15 protein-coding genes and 2 pseudogenes are annotated in these 22,841 nt (G+C 71.0%); 7 read left to right on the top strand and 10 right to left on the bottom strand.

The annotated features are described in order from the left end of the window. The first annotated feature begins 30 nt into the window (after window positions 1-30). The 5 genes from M2266_RS21770 (at window position 31) to M2266_RS21750 (ending at window position 4,460) form a co-directional block, all read left to right on the top strand. Window positions 31-1,056: a MoxR family ATPase gene (locus M2266_RS21770; protein WP_277441294.1), complete on the top strand. Its 1,026-nt coding sequence runs from the start codon at window positions 31-33 to the stop codon at window positions 1,054-1,056. Next, the gene (locus M2266_RS21765) at window positions 1,053-1,658 is read left to right on the top strand and encodes a hypothetical protein (protein WP_277439682.1); all 606 of its coding nucleotides are present in this window, start codon (window positions 1,053-1,055) and stop codon (window positions 1,656-1,658) included. Before M2266_RS21770 ends, M2266_RS21765 begins: the two co-directional genes overlap by 4 nt. Next, window positions 1,600-2,466, top strand: a complete 867-nt coding sequence (locus tag M2266_RS21760) for a DUF58 domain-containing protein (protein ID WP_346780951.1) — start codon at window positions 1,600-1,602, stop codon at window positions 2,464-2,466. The genes M2266_RS21765 and M2266_RS21760 overlap by 59 nt, the downstream gene beginning before the upstream one ends. Continuing rightward, the gene (locus tag M2266_RS21755) at window positions 2,463-3,050 is read left to right on the top strand and encodes a hypothetical protein (RefSeq protein WP_277439681.1); all 588 of its coding nucleotides are present in this window, start codon (window positions 2,463-2,465) and stop codon (window positions 3,048-3,050) included. The genes M2266_RS21760 and M2266_RS21755 overlap by 4 nt, the downstream gene beginning before the upstream one ends. A gap of 318 nt (window positions 3,051-3,368) precedes the next feature. Next, window positions 3,369-4,460 (top strand): C40 family peptidase, encoded by a 1,092-nt coding sequence (locus tag M2266_RS21750; protein ID WP_277439680.1) that lies wholly within the window; start codon window positions 3,369-3,371, stop codon window positions 4,458-4,460. A gap of 18 nt (window positions 4,461-4,478) precedes the next feature. On the opposite strand, the gene M2266_RS21745 is transcribed toward M2266_RS21750, so the two are convergent. Together M2266_RS21745 and M2266_RS21740 are read right to left on the bottom strand one after the other, a co-directional pair. Beyond that, window positions 4,479-5,150: a response regulator transcription factor gene (locus tag M2266_RS21745; RefSeq protein WP_277439679.1), complete on the bottom strand. Its 672-nt coding sequence runs from the start codon at window positions 5,148-5,150 to the stop codon at window positions 4,479-4,481. Next, on the bottom strand, window positions 5,147-6,427 hold the full coding sequence (locus M2266_RS21740) for an ATP-binding protein (protein WP_277439678.1): 1,281 nt from the start codon (window positions 6,425-6,427) through the stop codon (window positions 5,147-5,149). The genes M2266_RS21745 and M2266_RS21740 overlap by 4 nt, the downstream gene beginning before the upstream one ends. A 199-nt stretch (window positions 6,428-6,626) precedes the next feature. Between M2266_RS21740 and M2266_RS21735 the strand changes: the two genes are divergently transcribed. After that, the gene (locus tag M2266_RS21735) at window positions 6,627-7,928 is read left to right on the top strand and encodes a PspC domain-containing protein (RefSeq protein WP_277439677.1); all 1,302 of its coding nucleotides are present in this window, start codon (window positions 6,627-6,629) and stop codon (window positions 7,926-7,928) included. 119 nt (window positions 7,929-8,047) lie between these two features. On the opposite strand, the pseudogene M2266_RS21730 reads toward M2266_RS21735, so the two are convergent. From M2266_RS21730 to guaA, 4 genes and pseudogenes are all read right to left on the bottom strand, one after another. Further along, a pseudogene (locus M2266_RS21730) lies at window positions 8,048-8,594 on the bottom strand (DoxX family protein). 895 nt (window positions 8,595-9,489) lie between these two features. After that, window positions 9,490-11,628 carry a hypothetical protein gene (locus M2266_RS21725; protein WP_277439676.1) on the bottom strand — a complete coding sequence of 713 codons (2,139 nt, stop codon included), beginning with the start codon at window positions 11,626-11,628 and terminating at the stop codon, window positions 9,490-9,492. Between the two features lie 207 nt (window positions 11,629-11,835). Next, complete coding sequence (locus M2266_RS21720; RefSeq protein WP_277439675.1) at window positions 11,836-12,654, bottom strand: class II aldolase/adducin family protein; 819 nt, start codon at window positions 12,652-12,654, stop codon at window positions 11,836-11,838. 126 nt (window positions 12,655-12,780) lie between these two features. Beyond that, the gene (gene guaA / locus M2266_RS21715) at window positions 12,781-14,376 is read right to left on the bottom strand and encodes a glutamine-hydrolyzing GMP synthase (RefSeq protein WP_277439674.1); all 1,596 of its coding nucleotides are present in this window, start codon (window positions 14,374-14,376) and stop codon (window positions 12,781-12,783) included. A gap of 312 nt (window positions 14,377-14,688) precedes the next feature. On the opposite strand from guaA, the gene M2266_RS21710 reads away from it, so the two are divergent. Next, on the top strand, window positions 14,689-15,129 hold the full coding sequence (locus M2266_RS21710; protein WP_277439673.1) for a chorismate mutase: 441 nt from the start codon (window positions 14,689-14,691) through the stop codon (window positions 15,127-15,129). A gap of 430 nt (window positions 15,130-15,559) precedes the next feature. On the opposite strand, the gene M2266_RS21705 is transcribed toward M2266_RS21710, so the two are convergent. From M2266_RS21705 to M2266_RS21690, 4 genes and pseudogenes are all read right to left on the bottom strand, one after another. Continuing rightward, window positions 15,560-17,347 (bottom strand): GMC family oxidoreductase, encoded by a 1,788-nt coding sequence (locus M2266_RS21705; protein ID WP_277439672.1) that lies wholly within the window; start codon window positions 17,345-17,347, stop codon window positions 15,560-15,562. A gap of 64 nt (window positions 17,348-17,411) precedes the next feature. Then, window positions 17,412-19,023 (bottom strand): annotated as a pseudogene (locus M2266_RS21700) (succinic semialdehyde dehydrogenase). A 131-nt stretch (window positions 19,024-19,154) separates the two neighbouring features. Continuing rightward, a complete protein-coding gene (locus M2266_RS21695) occupies window positions 19,155-20,771 on the bottom strand; it encodes a serine/threonine-protein kinase (protein WP_277439671.1) in 1,617 nt (538 codons plus the stop codon). Window positions 20,772-20,814: 43 nt separating this feature from the next. Further along, window positions 20,815-22,758: a protein tyrosine kinase gene (locus tag M2266_RS21690; protein WP_277439670.1), complete on the bottom strand. Its 1,944-nt coding sequence runs from the start codon at window positions 22,756-22,758 to the stop codon at window positions 20,815-20,817. Between the last annotated feature and the right edge of the window lie 83 nt (window positions 22,759-22,841).

Genomic DNA, 22,841 nt, shown 5'->3' with positions numbered 1-22,841 from the left:
GCTCCTGCCGCCGGCACCGGAACCCCGTCCCTGACCCCGCGCGAGGCCGGCGCGCGTGCCCGCCGGGTGCTCGGCGAGATCGAACGCGCCGTGGTCGGCAAGCCCGACTCCCTCGAACTGGTCATGCTGGGTGTCCTCGCCGGCGGCCACATCCTCATCGAGGACCTGCCGGGACTCGGCAAGACGCTGCTCGCCCGCTCCTTCGCCACCGCGCTCGGACTCGACTTCCGCCGGATCCAGTTCACCCCCGACCTCCTCCCCTCCGACGTGTCGGGCGCGCCCTTCTACGACCAGCGCAGCGGCGAGATGGTCTTCCGGCCCGGCCCGCTCTTCACGCACCTGCTGCTCGCCGACGAGATCAACCGCACACCCCCCAAAACCCAGGCGGCGCTGCTGGAGGCGATGGCCGAGGCGCAGGTCTCGGTCGACGGCGTCACCCGGCGGCTGCCCGAACCGTTCGTCGTCATCGCGACCGCCAACCCCATCGAGTACGAGGGCACGTACAGCCTGCCCGAGGCCCAACTGGACCGCTTCCTGCTGCGCGTCAGGATGGGCTACCTCCCGCCCGCGGACGAGGCGTCGATGCTCCGCACCCGCCTCGACCGGGCCACCCCCGAGGCCGTGCTGGACACCCTCAGCACGCCCGCCGAGGTGCTCGCCATGCGGGCCAGCCTGGAGAGCGTCGAGGTCGACGACGATCTGATCGCGTACGTCGTCGCCCTCATCGGCGCGACCCGCGCCCATCCGCAGATCCAGGTCGGCGCCTCACCGCGCGGCGGTCTCGCGCTGGTGCAGCTGGCCCGCGCCCGCGCGGTACTCGACGGCCGCGACTACGTCACCCCCGAGGACGTGAAGGCCCTGGTCGTGCCCGCCCTCGCGCACCGCGTCACGCTGCGGCCCGAGTTGTGGGTGCGGCAGATCAACGCCGACGACGTCATCGCCGAAGTCGCGCGGTCGGTGGCGGCGCCGCAGACCCTGCCCGCCGACAAGCGCGCCGACGGCGGGGCCTCCGACGGCACGCACAGCGCGTTCCGGCGGCCGGCAGCGCGGCCGTGACCGCGGGCCGACAGCCGGCGGGCCGGCCCGTCGCCCGGCCGGCCGCCGTCCCCGCGCACATCGCGCGGGCGCTGGGCGGCCCGCCCGACGCCACCTCCGACGAGGCCGCCGAACCGGCCGAGCCGCCGGCCCCGCCGCCGCCCGGCTGGCGGGTCGGCGAGCGCGCCCTGCGACTGCTCACGGTGGCCGCCGTCGCGGCAGCCGCCGCGCTGCTCACCGGCCACGCGTGGCTGCTGGCACTGGCGTGCGGCCCGGTCGTCCTGCTCGTGCTGGCCGGCCCGGGAGCGGCGACGAGGGGGACGGCGGAAGGCCGTCCGACCCGGCTGACCGCCGCCGTGGAGACCGGACCCGACCGCTGCTTCGAGAACGAGGACATCGTCGTCCGCGTCCGGCTCGACTTCGACGGCGCCGCGGGCTGGCTCGACCCCGGTATCACCCTCGGACCGGGCATCGAGCTGACCTCGCTCACCCGTGACCGGCCCGGTCGTCGAACTCGCCCTCACCGCCCGCCGCTGGGGCCGCTGGAGCCTGGGCACCGTCGACGTGGACCTCTACGACACCGGCGGCCTCGCGCGCCGCACCGTGCGGGCCGAACTCGGTGAGATCCAGGTCTTCCCCGTGCCCACACAGGCCTCCCTCACGCCCATCCCGGTCCGGCTGCCGGACCGCATCGGGGAGCACACGGCCCGGCAGAACGGCGACGGCATCGAGGTCGTCGGGGTGCGCCCGCACATCTGGGGCGAACGGCAGCGCCGCATCCACTGGCCCTCGACCACCCGGCGCGGCAGCATCCAGATCAACCAGTTCGCCGCGGAACGCACCGCCGACACAGTCGTGCTGGTCGACGCGCTCGTCGACTTCATCGACCCCGCGACCGGGGCTTCGGGGCTCGACGAGACGGTGCGCGCCGCGGCCGGCCTCACCCGCGCCTATCTGCGCAGCCACGACCGGGTCGGCCTGGTGTCGATCGGCGGCACGCTGCGCTGGCTGCAACCGGGCTCCGGCGGGGGCTACTTCTACCGCATCGTCGAGAGCGTGCTGGAGGTCCGCAAGGACCTCGGCTACAACGTCCCCGCCCTCCGGCGGCTGCCGCCGCCCGCGCTGCCCCGCGGCGCCCTGGTCTACGCGATCACCCAGCTCGCCGACGAGCGGATCCTGGAGGTGCTGGGCGATCTGGCGCAACGCGGCAACCCGCTGGTCGTCATCGAGATCCCGACCGGCGCCCCGTACATCGCGCCCGGCGACACCGTCGGGCACCTCGCCCGGCGGCTCTGGCTCGCCGACCGGGCGGCGATGCGGTTCGCGCTGCGGGAACGCGGGATCCCGGTCGTCGCACAGTCGGCGGGCAAGAGCCTCGACCTGGCCCTCGCGCCGCTGCTCCGCACCCGAATCCAGGGCAGGACCCGATGACGCAGACCACGGCCACGTCGACACAGACCACTGCCACGTCCCTCCCGCGGGTCCCGGTCTGGCCGGTGCGCGGCCTCGGGATCGCCCTCGCCCTCGCGGCCTGCGATCCGGCCGTCACCGCTTCCCCCACCCCGGGCCACGTGCTGCCGCCGCTCGCCGCCGTCGCGTTGGCCTGGTGGGCGGCTCCGCCGCTGGTCCGGCGCCCGGTCCGGTACTCGGCCAGGAAGGCCGTGCTGCTGTCCCAGCACCGCAACACGGTCTTCGCCGTCAGCTGCGTCGTCCTGGCCGCGTTCAGCACGCCGCCCGTCTGGCTGGCGTCGTGCGTCGCGGCCCTGCTGCTGACCTACCTCCTCATCGTCGACGCCTGCGCCGCGGGCCCGGCGGGCCTGCGCCAGCTGCGTTCGCGCCACATCCCGTTGACCGCGTACGGCGCGAGCGCCCTGGTCCTGTTCGCGGCGTTCGCTCCCTCCGACGGCAGCTCCTGGGGCCCGGCGGTCGCGGGCCGCCGCCGTGTGCGCCGTGGCCTACGCGGTCGGAACGGCCCTGTGGCCGCGCGAGCCCCGGACGCCCCGCCCGCTTCGTAGCAGGCCCGAGACGCCCGAGCGGTAGCAACCGCCCCATCGATCAGGGCCCTTCCGCAAGTGACCAAGTAACCCCTCGAACACCGGTCAACGACGCACACCCAACGGCCGATTGAGACCAGTCCCGCTCTACGCCGTTCTCCACCGTTTCCCCGGTTTAGCGTCCTCCTCCAGGTGGCCGAACCCCACTGCCGTCGGACCACGACAGCACGGCCACCCCCGCCGAAGGTCCGGCGGCGTTCCGCTTCCCCGTGCGGACGCCGCCGGATCGAGGTCCCAGGAGGCGGGTACCAGCCAAGGCGAAAGAGGAGTGACGGCCGCGTGGCGTCGCACAGAAAGCCCAAGCAGCGCTCACTCACCGGAACCACCGCACGGACCGCGGCCACGCTCGCCATGGCGGGAGCCGCGTCGGTCACCGCCTTCGGCGAGACCGGCCACGCCGACCCGCAGCTCAGCCCCGGCGAGGTGAAGAGCCAGGTCGACGCTCTTTACGAACAGGCGGAACAGGCCACCGAGCAGTACAACGGCGCCAAGGAAGCGGCCGACAACGCCCGCGCCGACGTGAGCAAGCTGCAGGACGAGATGGCGCGCAGGACCGCCCGGCTCAACAGGACCCGCGACCAGATCGGCGCCATCGCCGCCGCGCAGTACCGCTCAGGAGGCATCGACCCGGCCATGCAGCTGGCGCTGGACTCCACCCCCGACACGTACCTCGAACGTGCCGCCCTCGTCGACCAGGTGAGCGGCCGCGAGGCAGTCATCCTGCGCACCCTCGGGCAGCAGCAGCGGGAGATCAACACGACGCACGAGGCGGCCGACGCCAAACTCGCCGCCCTCAGCGACGCCCAGACGAAGCTCGCGGAGCACAAGCGCACCATCGAGACCAAGCTGCACGCCGCCCAGGCCCTGCTGGACCGCCTCACGGCCACCCAGCGGGCCGCGGTGGACGACAGCGGCACCGCCGGCGCCGGCGGCACCGACGGCGCCGGATCGACGAACTCCGCACACGCGGACCGCTCCACCGCGCGCGTCCCGATCGCCCCCGGCGAGATCCACGCCCCCTCGGCCCGCGCCGCCCGGGCCGTCGCCTTCGCCTACACCGCGCTCGGCCTCCCGTACGTCTGGGGCGCCACCGGACCGTCCTCCTACGACTGCTCCGGCCTCACCCAAGCCGCCTGGAAAGCCGCGGGCGTCTCACTCCCCCGCACCACGTACACCCAGATCAACGTCGGCCAACGCGTCTCCGAGTCCCAACTCCAACCCGGCGACCTGGTCTTCTTCTACTCCGGCATCAGCCACGTCGGCCTCTACATCGGCAACGGCCAGATGATCCACGCCCCCCACCCGGGCGCCCCGATCCGCATCGCCCCGATCAGCCAGATGCCCTTCTCGGGCGCGAGCCGGCCGTCGTGACCTCAGCGGGGGGCAGCCTCAGACCAGGCGCCGTGCCGTCGCCCACCTCGTGAGCTCGTGCCGGTTGGAGAGCTGCAGCTTCCTCAGGACCGCCGAGACATGGGACTCCACGGTCTTCACGGAGATGAAGAGCTGCTTGGCGATCTCCTTGTACGCGTAGCCGCGCGCGATGAGCCGCAGCACCTCGCGTTCGCGCTGGGTGAGGCGGTCCAGGTCCTCGTCGACCGGCGGGGCGTCCGTCGAGGCGAAGGCGTCGAGGACGAAGCCGGCCAGCCGCGGGGAGAAGACGGCGTCGCCGTCGGAGACCCGGAAGATGGAGTTGACCAGGTCGGGGCCGGTGATGGTCTTGGTGACGTAGCCGCGCGCGCCGCCCCGGATGACGCCGATGACGTCGTCGGCGGCGTCGGAGACCGACAACGCCAGGAAGCGGACGGGCTGCTCCGCGTCGCCCATGAGCGGTGCGCAGCGGCGCAGCACTTCGACGCCGCCGCCGCCGGGGAGGTGCACGTCCAGGAGGACGACCTCGGGGCGGGTCGCGGTGATCACCGTGACGGCCTGGTCCACGTCGGCGGCTTCGCCGACGACCTCGACCCCCGTTTGTTCGGTCTCACCGATCTCGGCCTGCACACCGGTCCTGAACATCCGGTGGTCGTCGACGAGCACGACCCTTACGCGTCGGTCCTCAGTCATGACGCCACCCTCTCCATTTCGAGTTCCACTTCCGTGCCCCCGCCCGGTGCGCTGCGCAGACGCGCCTCGCCGCCGTTCCGCTGCATGCGGCCGATGATCGACTGCCGCACGCCCATGCGGTCGTCCGGCACCTGGTCGAGGTCGAATCCGGGCCCCCGGTCCCTGACGGATACGAAGACCTTGCGCTCCTCGACCTCGGCGTACACCTGAACCGCTTCGTCGCCACCGTACTTGGCCGCGTTCACCATTGCCTCGCGTGCGGCTGCCATCTGCGCCACCAGATTGTCGTCCAGCGGGCAGTCACCGACGCAGACGACCTCGACGGGCACCCCGTGGGCGTCCTCGACCTCGGCGGCGGCCTGGCGCACGGCGTCGGCGAGGTTCGTCGGCTCGTCCTCCTTGCCGGTGCCCTCCGGCCGGTACAGCCAGGCCCGCAGCTCGCGTTCCTGGGCGCGGGCGAGGCGGGCCACCTCGCGCGGGTCCTCGGCGTTGCGCTGGATGAGGGTGAGGGTGTGCAGCACGGAGTCGTGGACGTGCGCGGCGACTTCGGCACGCTCCTGGGCCCGGATGCGCATCAGCCGCTCGGCGGACAGGTCCTGGGTCAGGCGCACGAGGTACGGTCCGGCGATCAGTGCCACACCGACCAGCACGGCGAGCGCCGCCTGCAGGATGCCGCCGAGGTGGCTGCCGGAACTGCGCACCACGAGGAAGCCGGTGACCCCGGCCCCGACGAGCAGCACGCCGGCCGCGCCACGGGCGATCGGCCAGAATCGTTTGCCCTGGCTCATCTCGACCCAGCGGCTGCGGCGGGCGTTGTCGGCCTGCCGCCAGACCAGGGCGACGCCCAGGCCGATGACGAGCAGCGGCCAGATCGCGGCGTTGGCGGCGCCGAGGTTCAGGTTGCTGACGAGGACGCCGAGACCGACGAACAGTGCGATGAGCGCGAGGATCTGGCCCTTGTCGGGCCGCCGTCCGGCCAGCCAGGACTTGGCGTCACGCGGCTCCTTCGCCTCGCTCACCCCGCCGACGCCGAGCGGCACGAAGAACCAGAAGAGCGCGTAGAGGAGGATGCCGAGGCCGTTGAACGTCGCGAGGACCACGAAGACCACCCGCACCCACGACACCGGCAGCCCGAGGTGCCCGGCGAGCCCGCGCGCCACTCCGCCGATCATCCGGCCCTCGGAGCTGCGGTAGAGCTTGCGCGCCGGCGGATCAGCCGGGTCGGGCGGCTTGAGGTACGACGCGCCCGTCGCGGGAGCGGGGGTGGTGGCTGGCATACCCCGATCGTCACACGCCGGGGCGCCCGGGGGCATCAGGGTTCCTCCCGGAGGTCACCCTGACGGGAATCCCGTCCGGCGGGCCCCAGGGCCCTGGTCCCCCGGTCCCCTGGTCCGCCGGTCCCCTGGGGGGAGGCTCAGGGATCGGCCAGGGTTGCGCCCGGTGCCGGACGGCGGCCGGGACCGCCACCATGGGGGCATGACGCAGGACAGCAGGCCGGCCTTCGAGGCCGAGGCCACCACCCCGGACCTTCCGGACTCACCGGAACCGCCGGCCCGGCGCCGCATCGTCCGCAGCCGCCGCCGGGTGGTCGCGGGCGTGTGCGACGGCGCGGGCCGCTACTTCGACCTCGACCCGGTGATCTTCCGGATCGTGCTCGCCGTGCTGGCGCTCACCGGCGGCATCGGTCTCATCGTCTACGGCATGGCCTGGCTGGTCATTCCGCAGGAGGGCGAGGACCAGAGCGAGGCGCACCGGCTGCTGTCGGGCCGGGTCGAGGGAACGGCGCTGACCGCCGTGCTCGTGGCGCTGGTCGGCTGCGGGCTGTACGCGTCGATGCTCGGCAACGGCACGGACCAGGGGTTCTCGATCCTGCTGCTGGCCGCCGTGGTGGGCGCCGTCTACTGGTCGCAGCAGCGCCGCCGGGCCCAGCTCGACGGCGAGGCGAGCGCGGTGGCGGCCGGACCGGCCGCCGACGCCCCGCCCGCCGCGCAGGCGCCCCCGAGCCCCGTGACCCCGTCGTGGTGGCGCGATCCGCTGACGAAGGACTTCTCAGCCGGCGTGAGCAGCTCCACGGGTTACCTGTGGGGGCCGGACGACGGCCCGTACGAGAAGCAGGACCGCAAGGCCTGGCGGGCCCGGAAGGTCGCGACCCGGCGGGAGCCGTCCTGGCTGGGCGTGCTGGCGTTCTTCGGGGCGCTGCTGGCCGGGGCGGTCGGTACGGCGGCGGCCTGGCACGGGCACCCGCTCGGCACTGCCCTGGAGGTCGGGCTGGCGTGCGCGCTGGCCGTCTTCGGCCTGGCCTTCTTCATCGGCGCCTGGACCGGCCGGGCCAGGGGCGGTACGGCCACCTGGGCCGTACTGACGATCGCGCTGCTGGTGGGGGCCGCCGCGGTCCCCAAGACGATGTCCACCGACTGGGCGACGACGCAGTGGCGGCCGGTGGCCGCCTCCGATCTCCAGGCGGACTACGAGCAGGGCAGCGGGCACGGCCTGCTCGATCTGACCGCGCTGCCGCTCGGCGGCAGGACCGTCACGACCCGGCTGGAGGTCGGCGCGGGCCGGGCGGAGATCCGGCTGCCGAGGAACGCCACCGTGCGGCTCGACTACACGATGGGCTTCGGTGAGGTGCAGCTGCCGGGCAAGGTCAACCACGGCGTGGACATCAGCTCGGACGCGCACAGCCAGGTGGTCTTCGCACCGGACGCGGGCATCCCGTCGACGGGCACGATCGAACTCGACGTCGAGGTGGGCGCGGGTCAGTTGAGGGTGGTCCGATGAAGCGGCATGGATTCGAGCCCGCGTCCCTCGTGATGGGACTGGTCCTGTTGGGCATCGCGGCGGCGTTCCTGCTGGACGCCGCCGGCGGCTGGGACCCCTCCCGCCAGCTGACGGTGTCCCTAGCGGCGGGCGGTCTGGCTTTCGCCGCGGTGACGTCGGTGGTCACTCGGGTGGTCCGCCGGGGGCGCCGGAACGACGGCGGGCCGGCGGCGTGAGGCGATGAGACCGTCGAGGGACAGCAGCGGGGTCCCGGCGAGGATCAGCGGCAGCCAGGCCATCAGGTACACCAGGTCGTTGCCGTAGTAGTACGGGTCGGTGGCCCAACTGACCGTCAGCCACAGGCTGAGCGAGATCGCCGCGCCGCCGAGCGCGGCGATCCTGCCGAACAGACCGACGAGCGTGCCGATGCCGACGGCCAGCTCACCGAAGGCGATGGCGTAGCCGAAGCCCTGCGGCGCCTTGAGCGCGAGATCGACCATCGCCGGGATCGCCGCACTGTCGCGCACCGCGTGCAAGGTGCCGACCAGCGACCCCGGCGCGGAAGCGTCCAGGAACGTCGAGCTGGTGAGCTTGTCGAGCGCCGCGTAGACGAAGGTCACCGCCGAGAAAGATCCGCAGCGGCACGAGCGCATAGCGCGACGCGGCCTCCCGCCAGGTTCGCAGCATGATGCCCCACCCTCTCCCAAAAACGATTCTGCTCAGACGACTGTCTCACTGACAGATACGTACACCCCAGCGTTCCGACTCACCGGCCGGCAGCCGGATTTCCCTCACCGTCAGCAACGGCCGCGCGACGCACCGCGCCCAGGCACCCTCGATCGGGGCCCCCGACTCCGATACCGTCGAACGTTCCTCCACCCAGGGGGCCCGCCCTCGAACCGGAAGCCAGCCGCCCCCACGCGTGCCGCCCTCGCGCCCGCACGGCGCCCCACCGCCTGCGGTGGCAGCAGCTCGACCGACGCAAGAATGCATTGGACTGACATGAGCGCCGTTTCTCCCACAAGCCGCCGCCCGAGCATTCTGTGCCGGCGGCGGTTGATCGCAGCTTTGCTCGGCGCCACGATCATCCTTTCCGCCGCAGCTTGCACATCAGGCACCGACAACGATCGGGATCCCACGGCGGCGCCCAGCCCGTCCACGCCCAAGGAATCCCAGGAGGAGCTCCTCCAACGCGCTGAGCATGCATTGACGCCTGCACCCAAGGGCGCCCAGAGAGCGCACGGCAGCAGCCCGGCACTCCCCGGAGCGGGCGTCCTGATTACGCCCCAGTTGGTTGACGGAATCCAATACACCTTGGAAGTGACGTGCGCGGGGTCAGGGATAATCGGGGTCTATCGAACAACCCATAGCGCGCATACAGGAGGAGTCGCACCTTCAGTGAAATGCACGGGCAGCATTCTGAAGCTACCGGTCACAGGCGGTGATCTACAGGAAGTTCAGCTGATGCGAAGCAGCGACACCAAGGTCGCCATGATTGCCTGGCAGATACTACAGATCTCTTCAAATTAGACAGATTCATTTCTGCCATCCGCAGATCTGCCAGCCCGCAGTGTCCGCAATACTAACGCGGCACGACATTCTGTCCCACAATCTCCGCCAAGGAACCACTCCTCCCTAGCGTATCAACGATAGCGGGATCCTCCACCCATTGGGCGAATGCTGCCCGCTGGCTCGGGCTCAACGCCTTCACGAAGTCGTCGTTGGCGTGCCAGTCATTCTTTTTGAGAGCAGCACGGAAGTCCTGAGCTGGACTCTTGATGTAATCCGCCGGATTACCTGTATACACTTTCGGAGGTTTTCCATCATAGGTGATCGTCACCTTCTTAACGAAGGTCGGATCGAATCCATCCCGCAGAAGAAGTCCCGAACGGTCCCTGTACGCGGACACCCAATTGTATCTCAACCTGGCGTTGTCAACGCCCTTAATGGACGCCAGCAGGCCGCCATCCGGCTGATCTGAGCTGCTGGGCGCTTTCCTCGGCTTGACTGAGACGCTCGCCTTAAACCAATCCGTCAGAATTCCGATCACCCTATCCTGACCGACTCCCCTTGCGGCATCCATCGCCCCTACGGCACCCCCTCCGCTAGTGCCGATTGCGGTGGCTTCATCAATCATCTGGCTCCTGGCCTCATTAACCTTTTCGGCCCAGGCGTCGCACGCACCCTCCAGGCTTTCGGCTACATCATTGAAGGCTTTGGTGTACACGTTGTCCATGATACCCACTTGAAGATTCATCACTTCAAAGCTATGACCGCCGTCTTCAATTCCCGCTAGCGTAATTTTTTCAGCGGCTTGGTTGTGATAGGTATCGAACAGAGCGCTAACGCTGCCAGCGGCAACAGGGTCCCGGATGCTCTGCGCGAGGAGCGCTGTCCACAGATCCGGGGAGACCTCAATCCCCTTGCGATTCGCATCCTGGCTCGCCGCGAACTTGCCGGCGTCCCACGAAGAACCGTCCTTACCGTGGTCCGTGTCTTTCGCTTCCAGATCGTCCGGCCAGAATCCGTCTTGAGACAGAGAAGTCACGCCGTACCGAAGGTCTTCCCAGTAGGAAGCGATGATCTCCGAATACAACCGGTCCGTCCCGAAGATCGGATGGCTGTCCTGCGTCTTGGCGCCCTGCGTGTGCAGGTAGTTGTCCAGGAGTAGCCGTGCGGTGTTCTTTTCCGCGAGGGTCTCGTTCGTGGTACGCAACTCGATGGTGGCTACGTGAGCGACCTTGAAGAAGGATTCGGCCCTGCTTTTCGTCTCGTTCAGACGGAAGCCGCGGCCGCTGGTCTTGTAGATCATCTTCTGGATGGCGTCGTGGTTCTGGTCGAACCATTCGCCTGCGGCTTCGGGGCTTTTGGCGAGGGCGTCGAAGAGTTGGGTGTAGTGGTCTGATCCTGCCGGGCCCGTGGTGCCCAGGCCCTGCATGAACTCCGTTTCCCCCGGGCTGCGGCTCTTGTCGAAGACCCGGTTGCCGAGGGTGACCAGGAAGTCCTTGTCGTGGGTGCCGCCCTTGAGCAGGGGCATCAGGAAGTCGAGGCGGCTGACGGGACGCAGGGAGTCCGGGGTGAAGCCGTCGAGCCATTTGTTCCAGGAGGACTGTTTGGCCTTCTCGCTCTGGCCGTCGAAGGCGAGCTGGGTGAACGTGCCGAGCGTCTTCGCCAGGATGTCCTGGTCGTGGCGCTGCTCCTTCGGGTGGTCGTGGTAGTAGCCGCCGAAGGGGGCGCCCAGTTTGTTGGAGAGCAGGGCCAGCTTGTCGGGGCCGAGCGCCGTGTAGAACGCCTTGACGTAGTCGCCGTCGGCGGCGTTCTGGTCCAGGGCGGCCATCAGATCGGCGGGGATGGCGTCACCGTCACCCAGCGCCTTCTTGACGTTCTCGCCCAGTGCCTTGCCGTTCTTCACCGCCTCGGCCGCCGCGCCGACCCTGCTCTCGTCAATCATCACCAGCGGCACACCGGCAGCGTTCTTGGCGCCCGGGTACGGGCGTTCCGCCGCCACGGCCAGATGGAACCGCCGGGTCAGCATCGGCACCTGGTCGTCGAGCCAGCCGCAGATGGCCAGCAGCTCGATCAGCGGCTGGGCGTCGAGACCGTGCTTCTCGAAGCCGGCCTTGATCCACGTCGCGCTCTCCCGCAGCCGGTCCTTGTCCGTCGTGAACGAACTGGTCATGCCGTTCAATGCCCGAGAGTCGATCCCCGAGAACTCGCCCATCCGCTGCTTCCCCCGTTGCGTGACCGCGCCCGTCGGGTCGGCTGCGCATCATGCGAACCGTCCACGAATCAGGCGTCGTTGCCCAAATAGGCATAAGCCTTCATCCGATCACTTCCGCGCCCCGGGCGGTAGGGCGCCCCGGGCGGCGACATACGACTGGCCCGCCGGGACGTCGGTCCGGCGGGCCAGTGCGTGGGGCGGCTGCGGTCAGTTGAAGAGTTCGGGCTCGCTGCGGGAGATCTGTTGGTAGAGCGGCTGATAGTTGATCCATGCGACGAGGTCGTTGCCGAGCTGGCCACGGGTGTGGACGGCGCTCTCGTGGTCGATCAGCACCGGCTTCCCGGCCGCCCGGGCCGTCAGCTGGACCTGGCAGGAGCGCTCCATCGTGATGAACCACCAGGCCGCCGCGTCGACCGAGTCGCCGACCGTCAGCAGTCCGTGGTTGCGCAGGATGACGGCCTTGTGCGGGCCGAGGGCCTCCGCGATGCGGCGGCCCTCCTCCTCGTCGACCACGACGCCCGTGTAGTCGTCGAACAGGGCGTGGTCCTCGTAGAACGCGCAGACGTCCTGGGTGATCGGGTCCAGCAGTTCGCCGAGCGAGGACAGCGCCCGCCCGTACGTCGAGTGGCTGTGCGCGGCGGCGATCACGTCGGGGCGCGCCTGGTGCACCTGCGAGTGGATCGCGAAGGCCGCCTGGTTCACGTGGTAGCGGCCCTCCACGACCTGGCCCGCGTGGTTGACCAGGATCAGGTCGCTGACGGTGATGAGCTTGAAGCTCATGCCGAACGGGTTGACCCAGAAGTGGTCGGTGAACTCCGGGTCGCGGGCGGTGATGTGCCCGGCCACACCCTCCTCGAACCCGAACCGCCCGAACAGCCGGAGCGCGGCCACCAGCCGCTCCTTACGGTGCTGCCGCTCCTCGTCGGTACTGGCGAACGTCTGCGGCAGCGCGAAGTGCAGCTGCTCGGTGGGTATCGGCTGCGGCGGCGTGCGCCCTTGCGCGGGCTGCGGGAGGAAATCGGCCATGCAGCGGAAGCTACCGCGCGGTAGCCCAGAAGAACAGACCGCTGCGGCCCTCAGCGGGAACGGCAACGCCGCCGCTCGATGTCATGAGCGGCGGCGTTGGCGATCACGAAGTGCGCCGGGAGGGTGTCACTCCCATTCGATGGTGCCCGGGGGCTTGCTCGTCACGTCCAGGACGACGCGGTTGACGTCGGCGACCTCGTTCGTGATGCGGGTGGAGATCTTGGCGAGGACGTCGTACGGCAGGCGCGACCAGTCGGCGGTCATCGCGTCCTCCGAGGAGACCGGGCGCAGCACGATCGGGTGACCGTACGTGCGGCCGTCGCCCTGGACGCCAACCGAGCGGACGTCGGCGAGCAGGACGACCGGGCACTGCCAGATCTCCCGGTCGAGACCGGCCGCGGTCAGTTCCTCGCGGGCGATGAAGTCCGCCTCGCGCAGCAGGTCCAGGCGCTCCTTGGTGACCTCGCCGACGATGCGGATGCCGAGGCCGGGGCCGGGGAACGGCTGGCGCTGGACGATCTCCTCCGGCAGGCCCAGCTCCTGGCCGACCATCCGGACCTCGTCCTTGAACAGCTGGCGCAGCGGCTCGATCAGCTCGAACTCGATGTCGTCCGGGAGACCGCCCACGTTGTGGTGCGACTTGATGTTGGCGGTGCCGGTGCCGCCGCCGGACTCGACGATGTCCGGGTACAGGGTGCCCTGCACCAGGAAAGCGACGTCCTCGCCGGCCGCGCCCGCCTCGGCGACGAGCTCGGCCTGAGCCTGCTCGAAGACGCGGATGAACTCGCGGCCGATGATCTTCCGCTTGGTCTCCGGGTCGCTGACGCCGGCGAGCGCGGTCAGGAAGCGCTCCTCCGCGTCGACGACCTTCAGCTGGACGCCGGTGGCCGCGACGAAGTCCTTCTCCACCTGCTCCGACTCGCCCTTGCGCTGCAGCCCGTGGTCGACGTACACGCAGGTCAGCTGGGAGCCGATGGCCTTCTGCACGATGGCCGCGGCCACCGAGGAGTCCACGCCGCCCGAGAGCCCGCAGATCGCGCGCTTGGTGCCGACCTGGGCGCGGATCGCCGCGACCTGCTCCTCGACGACGTTCGTCGTCGTCCAGTCCGGCGCGATGCCCGCGCCGCGGTACAGGAAGTGCTCCAGGATCTGCTGGCCGTACGTGGAGTGCAGCACCTCGGGGTGGTACTGGACGCCGTACAGCTTGCGCTCGTCGTCCTCGAAGGCGGCGACCGGGACCACGTCGGTGGAGGCGGTGACGGCGAAGCCGGTGGGCGCCGCCGAGCACGCGTCGCCGTGTGACATCCACACCGACTGCTCGGTGGGGGTGCCCTCGAAGAGCGTCGAACCGGGCTTGCTGACGGACAGCGCGGTCCGGCCGTACTCACGGGCACCGTTGTCGTCGACGGTGCCACCGAGCGCGACCGCCATCAGCTGGAAGCCGTAGCACATGCCGAAGACCGGGACCCCGGCCTCGAAGATCGCCTTGTCCAGCGACGGGGCGCCCTCGGCGTAGACCGACGAGGGGCCGCCGGAGAGGATGATCGCCTTCGGGTTCTTCGCGAGCATCTCGTCCACCGGCATGGTGCTGGGGACGATCTCGCTGTAGACCCGGGCCTCCCGGACGCGTCGGGCGATGAGCTGGGCGTACTGCGCTCCGAAGTCCACAACCAGGACGGCGTCCGGGGTGTGGTCGGGGGCGGCTGGGGTCGCTGATGCCACGGGCGGCCTTCCGGCGTTATGTACGAGGGGTCGGACCTCGATTCTACCGTTCCTCCGAGGACGCTCCCCCGTCTCACCATCCGGTCGCCGACTGGCTACCGGGCGTGGCCGTGGCCATACTGGGCCGCATGTCCTCGAACACGCACTACGCGATCTTCGCGTTTACCTATGGCACCGGCTGGTCCGGCTGCCATGGTCGTGCTGCTTGAGCTACTGACAAGCGACTTCCCCAGGCGCCCCGGACCTCTCGGTCCGGGGCGTCTGTCGTCTCCGAGCCGGTGCGGGGCCCGTCACACCACAGGAGACATGGCCATGAGCAACACCACAGCGGCGGCGACAGCAGTCCTCACGGCTCCCGCACCCGTTACGGCTTCCGGACCCGTTACGGCTTCCGCACCCGTCACGGCCCTCGCACCCGTCACGGCTTCCGCACCCGTCACGGCCCCCGCACCCGCACCCGCACCCGCCACGGCCCCCGCACCCGCCGAGACCGGAGCGCGCACGGACGAGGCGGTGGCCCTCATCACGGGGGCGCGCGGCCGGATCGACGATCTCGACACGCGGATCATCGCGCTGGTCACCGAGCGGATGGCCGTCTCGGCGGAGATCCAGCGGGCCCGTATCGCGTCGGGCGGCCGGCGGGTGAGCCTGTCCCGCGAGATGGAGGTGCTGCATCACTTCAGCGAGGAGCTGGGCAGGCCCGGGACGACCCTCGCGATGACCCTGCTGGAGCTCTGCCGCGGCCGCGTGTGACGTCCGCTCGGCGGCTCGGCGGACAGCCCGGCGGACGGTCCCGCGGATCCCCCGTTCGGGCGGCGTCACCCGTACGGCACGTGACCGGCCCGGGACCCTTTCGTTGGAAGGGGTGTCCGTGCCAGCCAGGGGCGGTCGACCACAACCACGCGTGGACAGACAGAATGCCGCCCAGACGCAGCTGGGCGGGGTGCCACTGCGGAGCGATGAGGCCTGCCCGTTCGTGCGGCAGGCCGTGGGACCTCGCTCCGCGCTCCGTGACCGGAGGGCAGGGGACAGCCACCCGGTCGCAACTCCAAAGAGGCGGTCGGCCCCCAGGACGCTGGGAGCCGGCCGCTCTGCGAGATCACTCCTGCGAGAACCGCTCAGCGAAACTTTAGTGCAGCGGGCGTGACATACGTCATAACACCGCTCACATCACTCGAACCGCTCAGATCGCCTTCGGCGGGATCGGCGGCACGGGCAGCAGCGGCAGCCGCAGCGCCGCGAAGGCGTTCTCCGGGACGGCCGGGGTCCGCGGCTCCACCGCCGGCAGGCGCACGTACGCCTCGCCCTGGGCGGGGCGTACGTCCTCGTCCCCGTTGTTGGGCCAGAAGGACATCGCCCGCTCCGCCTGGGCGGTGATCGTCAGCGAGGGGTTCACCCCGAGGTTGGCGGAGACGGCGGCACCGTCCACGACGTGGATGCCCGGGTGTCCGTAGAGCCGGTGGTACGGGTCGATCACGCCGTGCTCGGCGTCCTCGCCGATGGCGCAGCCGCCGAGGAAGTGCGCGGTCAGCGGCGTCCCCATCAACTCACCCACGTTGCTGCCCGCGAAGCCGTTGATCTCCTCGGCTATGAGCCGCGCGGCCTCGGCGCCCTCGGGAAGGTAGACGGGGTTGGGCGCCCCGTGGCCCTGCTTGGCGGTGAGCAGGCCCTTGCCCAGACCCTTGGGCTTGCGGTACGTGGTCAGCGAGTTGTCCAGCGACTGCATGACCAGGCCGATGATGGTGCGCTCCGACCAGCGGCGGTTGGACAGCGAGCGGAACGTGAGCAGCGGGTGGCGTACGCAGGCCGCGGCGTAGGCGAGCGCCTTGGGGGCACGGGTGCCGTGCGGGACCTGGAGGATCGTGAGGGCGCCCATGGAGTTGGAGCCCTTGCCGTAACGGACCGGCTCGATGTGGGTGTTGGCGTCGGGGTGGATCGAGGACGTGATCGCGACGCCCCGGGTGAAGTCGACCTTGGCCGCGCCGTGCGCCTTGCGGTAGCGGCGGTTGTCGGTCTGGGCGCCGACCAGGGCCTCGGAGTTGGTACGGGTCAGCTCACCGAGCTTCGCCGAGATGCCGGGCAGCTCACCCGTGTCGCGCATGGAGTGCAGCAGCGTCTGCGTGCCGTACGTGCCGGCGGCGACGACGATCTGCCGGGCGCGCAGCACCCGCCGCTTGCCCTTGCGCTTCTTGTCGGTGGGCGCGGTCGCGACGCGGTAGCCGCCCGCGGGGTCCTCGGAGAGGCCGACGACGGTCGTCATGGGGTGGATGACGGCGCCGGCCTTCTCGGCGAGGTGCAGGTAGTTCTCGTTCAGGGTGTTCTTGGCGCCGTGCCGGCAGCCGGTCATGCACTCACCGCACTCGGTGCAGGCGCGCCGCGACGGTCCGGCGCCGCCGAAGTACGGGTCGGCGACCTCGCCGCCGGGCGCGGCCTTCGCCTCACCGTCGGCGTCCTGGCCGTCCCCGAAGAAGACGCCGACCGGCGCCATGTGGAAGGTGTCCCCGACGCCCATCTTCTCCGCGGCGGCCTTCAGGTGCACGTCCGAGGGGGTGAGCGTGGGGTTGAGCCGGACGCCGAGCATGCGCTGGGCCTGGTCGTAGTACGGCTTGAGTTCCGCCTGCCAGTCGGTGATGTGGCCCCACTGGCGGTCCTCGAAGAAGGCCTTCGGCGGCACGTAGAGGGTGTTGGCGTAGTTCAGCGATCCGCCGCCGACGCCCGCGCCCGCCAGCACCAGGACGTTGTTCAGCAGGTGGATGCGCTGGATGCCGTAGAGGCCGAGCGAGGGCGCCCAGAGGAAGTTGCGGACGTCCCAGGAGTTCTTGGGCAGCGTCTCGCGCGTGAACCGGCGCCCGGCTTCGAGTACCCCGACGCGGTACCCCTTCTCGGTCAGGCGCAGGGCGGACACCGATCCGCCGAAGCCGGAGCCGATGACGATGACGTCGTAGTCGTAGCCGGGCAGGTCACGCGACACAGGTTCCTCCGTAGCGGATGTTGCCTTCGAGCTGCCGTCACTCACGCAGGCCGTACTGGTTGGATCAGCGCAGCCGGAACACCTTCATCGCGCGCAGCGAACGGCTCATGAGGGCGGCGTACTTCTCGTCGTCCATGCCCAACGACGGCGCCATCGGCAGCAGCCGCTGCGTCGCGACGGTCTGCGCCTCGGTGAACTTGAGGATGCCCTCGGATCCGTGCCGGCGGCCGAGTCCCGAGTCCTTCATGCCGCCCATCGGGGCCCGGACGCTGCCGTACGCGGGGGCGTACCCCTCGTTGACGTTGACGGTCCCGGAGCGCAGCCGCGCGGCGATGCGTCCGCCGCGGCGGGTGTCCTTGGTCCAGACACTGGAGTTCAGCCCGTACGGGGTCGCGTTGGCGCGCTCCACGGCCTCGTCCTCGTCACGGAAGCGGTAGACGGAGACGACGGGACCGAAGGTCTCCTCGGTGCAGACCGACATCGGCGCCTCGACCCCGTCCAGGATCGTCGGCTCGTAGACGTAGGGGCCGATGTCCGGGCGGGCCTGGCCGCCGGTGAGGACGGTGGCGCCCTTGGAGCGGGCCTCGTCGACGTGCCGGCTGACGGTCTCCAACTGGCGTTCACCGGCCAGCGATCCCATGCCGGCCCCGAAGGCGAGGGCCGTGCCGAGCTTGAGCGCCTTGGTGCGGGCGGTGAACTTCTCGACGAAGGCGTCGGCGACGGACTCGTGGACGAAGAGCCGCTCGATGGAGACGCAGAGCTGTCCCGCGGAGGCGAAGCAGGCGCGTACGGCGCCTTCGGCGGCCTTGTCGAGGTCGGCGTCGCGCAGCACGAGCATGGCGTTCTTGCCGCCGAGTTCGAGGGAGGCGCCGATCAGCCGGGCGGCGGCGCGCTGGGCGACCTCGCGGCCCGTGCGGGTGGAGCCGGTGAAGGAGACGTAGTCGGCGTGCTCGACGAGGGCCGGGCCGACGACCGGGCCCTCGCCGATCACGATCTGCCACACGTCGGCCGGCAGCCCGGCCTCGATGAGCTGCTCGCGCGCCCACAGGGCGGTCAGCGCGGTCTCGGTGTCGGGCTTCATGACGACGGCGTTGCCCGCGGCGAAGGCGGGGAGCGCGTCGCCGACCGACAGCTCGAAGGGGTAGTTCCAGGGGGCAATCTGACCGACGACGCCGCGCGGGCTGGCGCAGCTCGACCACCTTGGTCAGGACGGGGACGGCGCCGCCGTGACCCTTCGGCTTGAGGTACGCGGGGGCCCGGCGCCCGTAGTGGCGGGCGGACATGACGACGGCCTGAACCTCTTCGTGGGCGTGCAGCCTGGCCTTGCCGGTCTCCAGTTGGATGAGGTCGAGGACCTCGCTCTGCCGGCTGAGCACCAGGTCGTGGAAGCGCAGCAGCACGGCGGCACGCTGCCGGACCGGCGTGGCCGCCCAGGCGCTCTGGGCGGCGCGGGCCCGCTCGAAGGCGGTGGCGACCTCGTCGGGAGTGGCCTCCGGGAGGTCGGCGAGCTTCTCGCCGGTGAGCGGGGTGTGGTTGCTGGTGCGGCCGCTGCCGATGACGCCGCGCGTCAACCGCGCGACGAGGTCGGGGGTGACGACGTCCTGGGCTCCCCTGGCGGTGGTGGGTGCCGCCGGGTTGCCGTCGGTGGGGCGCGTGGTGCCGAGCGAGTCCGTCATAGCGGCGAGATTACGGCTGATGCGCGCCGCTGGGTACCCATCAGTAGCTACTTTTCACCTGACGAGCACAATTAAGCCAGTAATCGCTGGCATGATCTTGATTTGCGCAGCTCAGCGACTGCTCAGCTGCTTCAGCGCGGGGTGAACGTGTCCCGTGCCGTGTCGAAGGTGCGCCGGCCCTGCTCCGACTTCTCCACGGGCGACGAGACCCAGATGTCGTACTGCCGCCCGTTCTCCGTCCAGCACAGGTCGAACGTGCGGCGCGCGCCGCCGCCCGGATAGCCGTCCCAGGTGAACTCCCAGAGCGCGGCCGGCCCACCGTCCTTCGTCGTCTCGGTGACGAAGCCGTCCCGATACCCCTTGTACGCGGCCGCGCCCCCGCGGTGCTGCGCCGTCATCACCGCCACCGGGCCGTTCGGGTCCGGCACCTCGTTGCGGACGCCGAACCGGAACTCCTTGCCGGGCGAGTAGTAGAAGATCCGCGGCGGATCGACGGACCGGTCATAGCCGCTGGGGAGCACCACCGAGAAGCCCGACGCGTCGGTGACGGTCCGGAATCCGGCCGGGACCGGGGCGGCGGTCCGCGTGGTGTGCGCGGCCGACGGAGCGGGCGAGGACGAGGACGGTCGCGGCGTCGCCGCGGTGCCCGCGCTGCCGTCGTCACCGTTCATCGCCAGCACGGCGGCGGTCACGCCGGCCCCCAGGACCAGGGCGAGCAGCGCGCCCACCAGCACTCCCCTACGGGACTTCCCGCGCTCGCGGGGGGCGCCCACGGGGAACGGGGAGGGGGTCAGCGGCGGGGTCGGGTCCTGAGCCGGTTCGGGGCCGGGGTCCGGCGGTATCACCGTGTCCCGGATGACGGTCGGGACGTGTCCCGTCCCGGTCGCCTCGCCGGTCTCGGCGTACGTGCGCAGCCACAGCTCCGCCGCCACCGCGCCCATCCGGCGGCCGGTGTCGCGCTCCAGCAGGGCGGAGACCACCGGCAGCAGCGGGCCGGCGCTGGCGGGCGGGCGGATGTCGTCGTAGACGACGGCGTGCAGCACGCCGCCGATCGAATCGCGGCGGAACGGCGAGTGCCCGTCGACGGACGCGCACAGCAGCACGCCCACCGACCACAGGTCGGACTCCGGGCCCGCCGTCGCCCCCGACATCCGCTCCGGCGAGGTGTACTCGGGCGAACCGACGAACACCCCGGTCTCGGTCAGCGTCACCGATCCCGACACCCGCGCGATCCCGAAGTCGGTGAGCACGACCCGTCCGGTCTCCCGCTCGATCAGGACGTTGGCGGGCTTGATGTCCCGGTGCAGCACCCCGCGTTCGTGCGCGGCGTGCAGCGCGCCCGCCACCGCGGCGCCGATCCGGGCCGCCTCGCGTGGCTCCACCGGACCGTCCTTGGCCAACACGTCGGCGAGCGAGTGGCCGTCGATCAGCTCCATCACGATCCACGGACGGCCGTCCTGCTCGATCACATCGTGCAGGACCACCACGTGCGGGTGCCGGATCTGCGCCACGCTGCGGGCCTCGCGCAGCGCGCGGTCCCGGTACAGCTGCTGCTCGCCGTCGGACAGGCCCTCGTTGAAATGCAGCTCCTTGACCGCGACCTGCCGGTCCAGCAGCTCGTCGGTCGCCCGCCACACGGTGCCCATACCGCCGCGGCCCAGCCGCCCGGTGATCCGGTACCGGCCGGCGACAGGTCCCGGCAGGCCGGACGTGTAGGGGGACACGCCATGTCCCCCGTCGCTCGCCATGGGTCCCATCATGCCCTGTCGCGGCACCGGGCGGCGGCGGGTCTCAGTCGGTGCGGTACGTCTCCGCCGCCTTGTCGAAGATGCGCTGGACGTCGGCCCGCTGGGCGTCCGGGCCGATCACCAGGACCAGGTGGTACTTGCCGTCCTGGAGCAGCGCGAGATTGCGGGCGTAGACCTGGTGGCCGTTGGCGTCCCGCCAGCTGTACTCGCCCTCGGCGGCGGGCGATCCGTTCACGTCGAGCGTCCGCAGCGCGCCGGCCGAGGCCCACTGCGAGGCGCGGAACGGCGCCAGCTCGGGTTCGTTCCCCTGGTACGCCATGGGGTCGCTGCCCGCGTCGGAGGCCGTGTCGCGGCCGGGGACCACGATCAGCTGGAAGTCGCCGCCGGTGTACCGGACCTGGTCCTGGGCGTTCTTGCCCTGACGCTGCCAGCCGGTGTGCACGGCGACCGTGAATCCCGCCTCGTCCGTGCGCAGCGCGAAGTCGCCGCCGAGGTCCGTGTCCGGCTGGGGGCTCGTCGCCGGGGGCTGCTTGCCGGGTGTCGGCTTCGCGGACGTCGGGGCCGTGCTCGGCGCGGTGGTGGGGGCCTTGGTGGCGGTCTTGTCGTCCGAGCCGGAGCCCGGCATCCGGGCCGGGACCGTCCGGTTGGCCGAACCGCCCCCGCTGCCGTCGTCGGTGGTGTTGCGGGGCATCATCACCAGCGCGTACGCGATCACCGCGACCAGCAGGAGCAGCACCAGGATGAGCAGCCGCGCGCCCAGGCTGCGCGGACCGCGCTGCCTCGCCGCCTTCTGTTTCGCAGCCTTCGGCTCCTTCGTCCGGCCCTGCCGCGCCGGGGCGACCCGTGCGTGGCGCCGGTGGGTCGTACCGGACAGCCCGTCGGCCGAGGCGGCCGCGGCGGACCTGCGGCGGCGGACCAGCTCGCCCCTGCGCCGGACGATCGGCAGCTTGCGGGGATCCGTCGGGACCGGCACCGTACGCAGCCCCAGGTCGGGCTCGGGCGCGGACCGGATCAAGGAGCGGAGCCAGCCCTCCAGTTCGTCGAACTCCGGACGCTCCTCGGGGTCGGGGCGCAGCAGCGACTCGACGATGGGCCGCAGCGGCCCGCTCTCCTCGGCGAAGGCGGGCGGCTCCGCGCAGACCATCTGGACGAGCTCCGGGGCGCTCTCCTCGGGGTAGGGCGGGTGGCCCTGGACGCTGCGGAAGAGCAGCGTGCCCAGCGCCCACAGGTCGACCGCGGGGCCGACGGGCGGCGCGAGCTGCCAGTTCTCATGGACCGGGGTGGCCTGTTCCGGCGCCCAGCGCTCGGTGACCGGCCCGACGACGGTGATACGGGCCTGCCGGGCCCGCTCCTGCTCCAGCGTGGAGTCGGGTCCGCCCCAGCCGGCGCTGTTCCCTCCGGCCATCACTTCCGCCGGGACCGGGTCGTAGCCGCACAGCGCCTCCTGCGCGGCGCCGGCCGCCAGCCCCGACAGCATGGCGCGGCCGTCGTCGCAGACCAGGACGGTGCCGGCGGTGACGTTGCGGTGGGTCCAGCCGTAGGCGTGCAGGACGCGCAGCGCGACGAGCACGTCCGAGGCGATCTCGGCGGCGCGGTAGTGGCCGAGCCGCTTGTCGACGAGTAAGGACGCGAGCGGCCGCGCGTTGACCAGCTCGCTGGCGATCCACAGGCTGCCGTCCTCGACGAAGATGTCGAAGACCTGCACCAGGCGTGGGTGGTCGGGTATCGCGGCGGCGGCGCGCGCGGCGTCCAGCGCCCGCTGGGCGCTGTCGCTCATACGGTCGGCACCGTGGCCCAGGTCGCCCTCATGCTGTCCAGGACTGATCAGTTCCGCGCTGACGACCTCCGGCAGCAACACCTGGCGGACCAGTACCTCCTGGCCGCTGTACGTGTCGAAGGCGCGCGTCTCGACCAGTTCGTACTCGTCCGCGGGCGGCCGGGGCAGGCGGTAGCGGTCGGCGAGTACGCGACCCGCGTATTCGTCCACGACGCCTCCCCAAAAGCGTCAGATCCGGTCCGGTCCGGATGCAATCTGGATGCGGAGAGTCCGCCGGTTTTCACGATACGTGC

Source organism: Streptomyces sp. SPB162 (assembly GCF_029504575.1).
GTDB lineage: Bacteria > Actinomycetota > Actinomycetes > Streptomycetales > Streptomycetaceae > Actinacidiphila.
The sequence above is the reverse complement of the archived record's forward strand: the minus strand, read 5'-3'. Positions and strand labels throughout refer to the sequence as shown.

What these genes read in the sequence shown, in the direction of transcription:
- M2266_RS21755 (WP_277439681.1), top strand. Translation starts at nt 2,463, where the DNA reads ATGACGCAGACCACGGCCACGTCGACACAGACCACTGCCACGTCCCTC.
- M2266_RS21745 (WP_277439679.1), bottom strand. Translation starts at nt 5,150, where the DNA reads ATGACTGAGGACCGACGCGTAAGGGTCGTGCTCGTCGACGACCACCGG.
- M2266_RS21740 (WP_277439678.1), bottom strand. Translation starts at nt 6,427, where the DNA reads ATGCCAGCCACCACCCCCGCTCCCGCGACGGGCGCGTCGTACCTCAAG.
- M2266_RS21735 (WP_277439677.1), top strand. Translation starts at nt 6,627, where the DNA reads ATGACGCAGGACAGCAGGCCGGCCTTCGAGGCCGAGGCCACCACCCCG.
- M2266_RS21725 (WP_277439676.1), bottom strand. Translation starts at nt 11,628, where the DNA reads ATGGGCGAGTTCTCGGGGATCGACTCTCGGGCATTGAACGGCATGACC.
- M2266_RS21720 (WP_277439675.1), bottom strand. Translation starts at nt 12,654, where the DNA reads ATGGCCGATTTCCTCCCGCAGCCCGCGCAAGGGCGCACGCCGCCGCAG.
- M2266_RS21710 (WP_277439673.1), top strand. Translation starts at nt 14,689, where the DNA reads ATGAGCAACACCACAGCGGCGGCGACAGCAGTCCTCACGGCTCCCGCA.
- M2266_RS21695 (WP_277439671.1), bottom strand. Translation starts at nt 20,771, where the DNA reads ATGGCGAGCGACGGGGGACATGGCGTGTCCCCCTACACGTCCGGCCTG.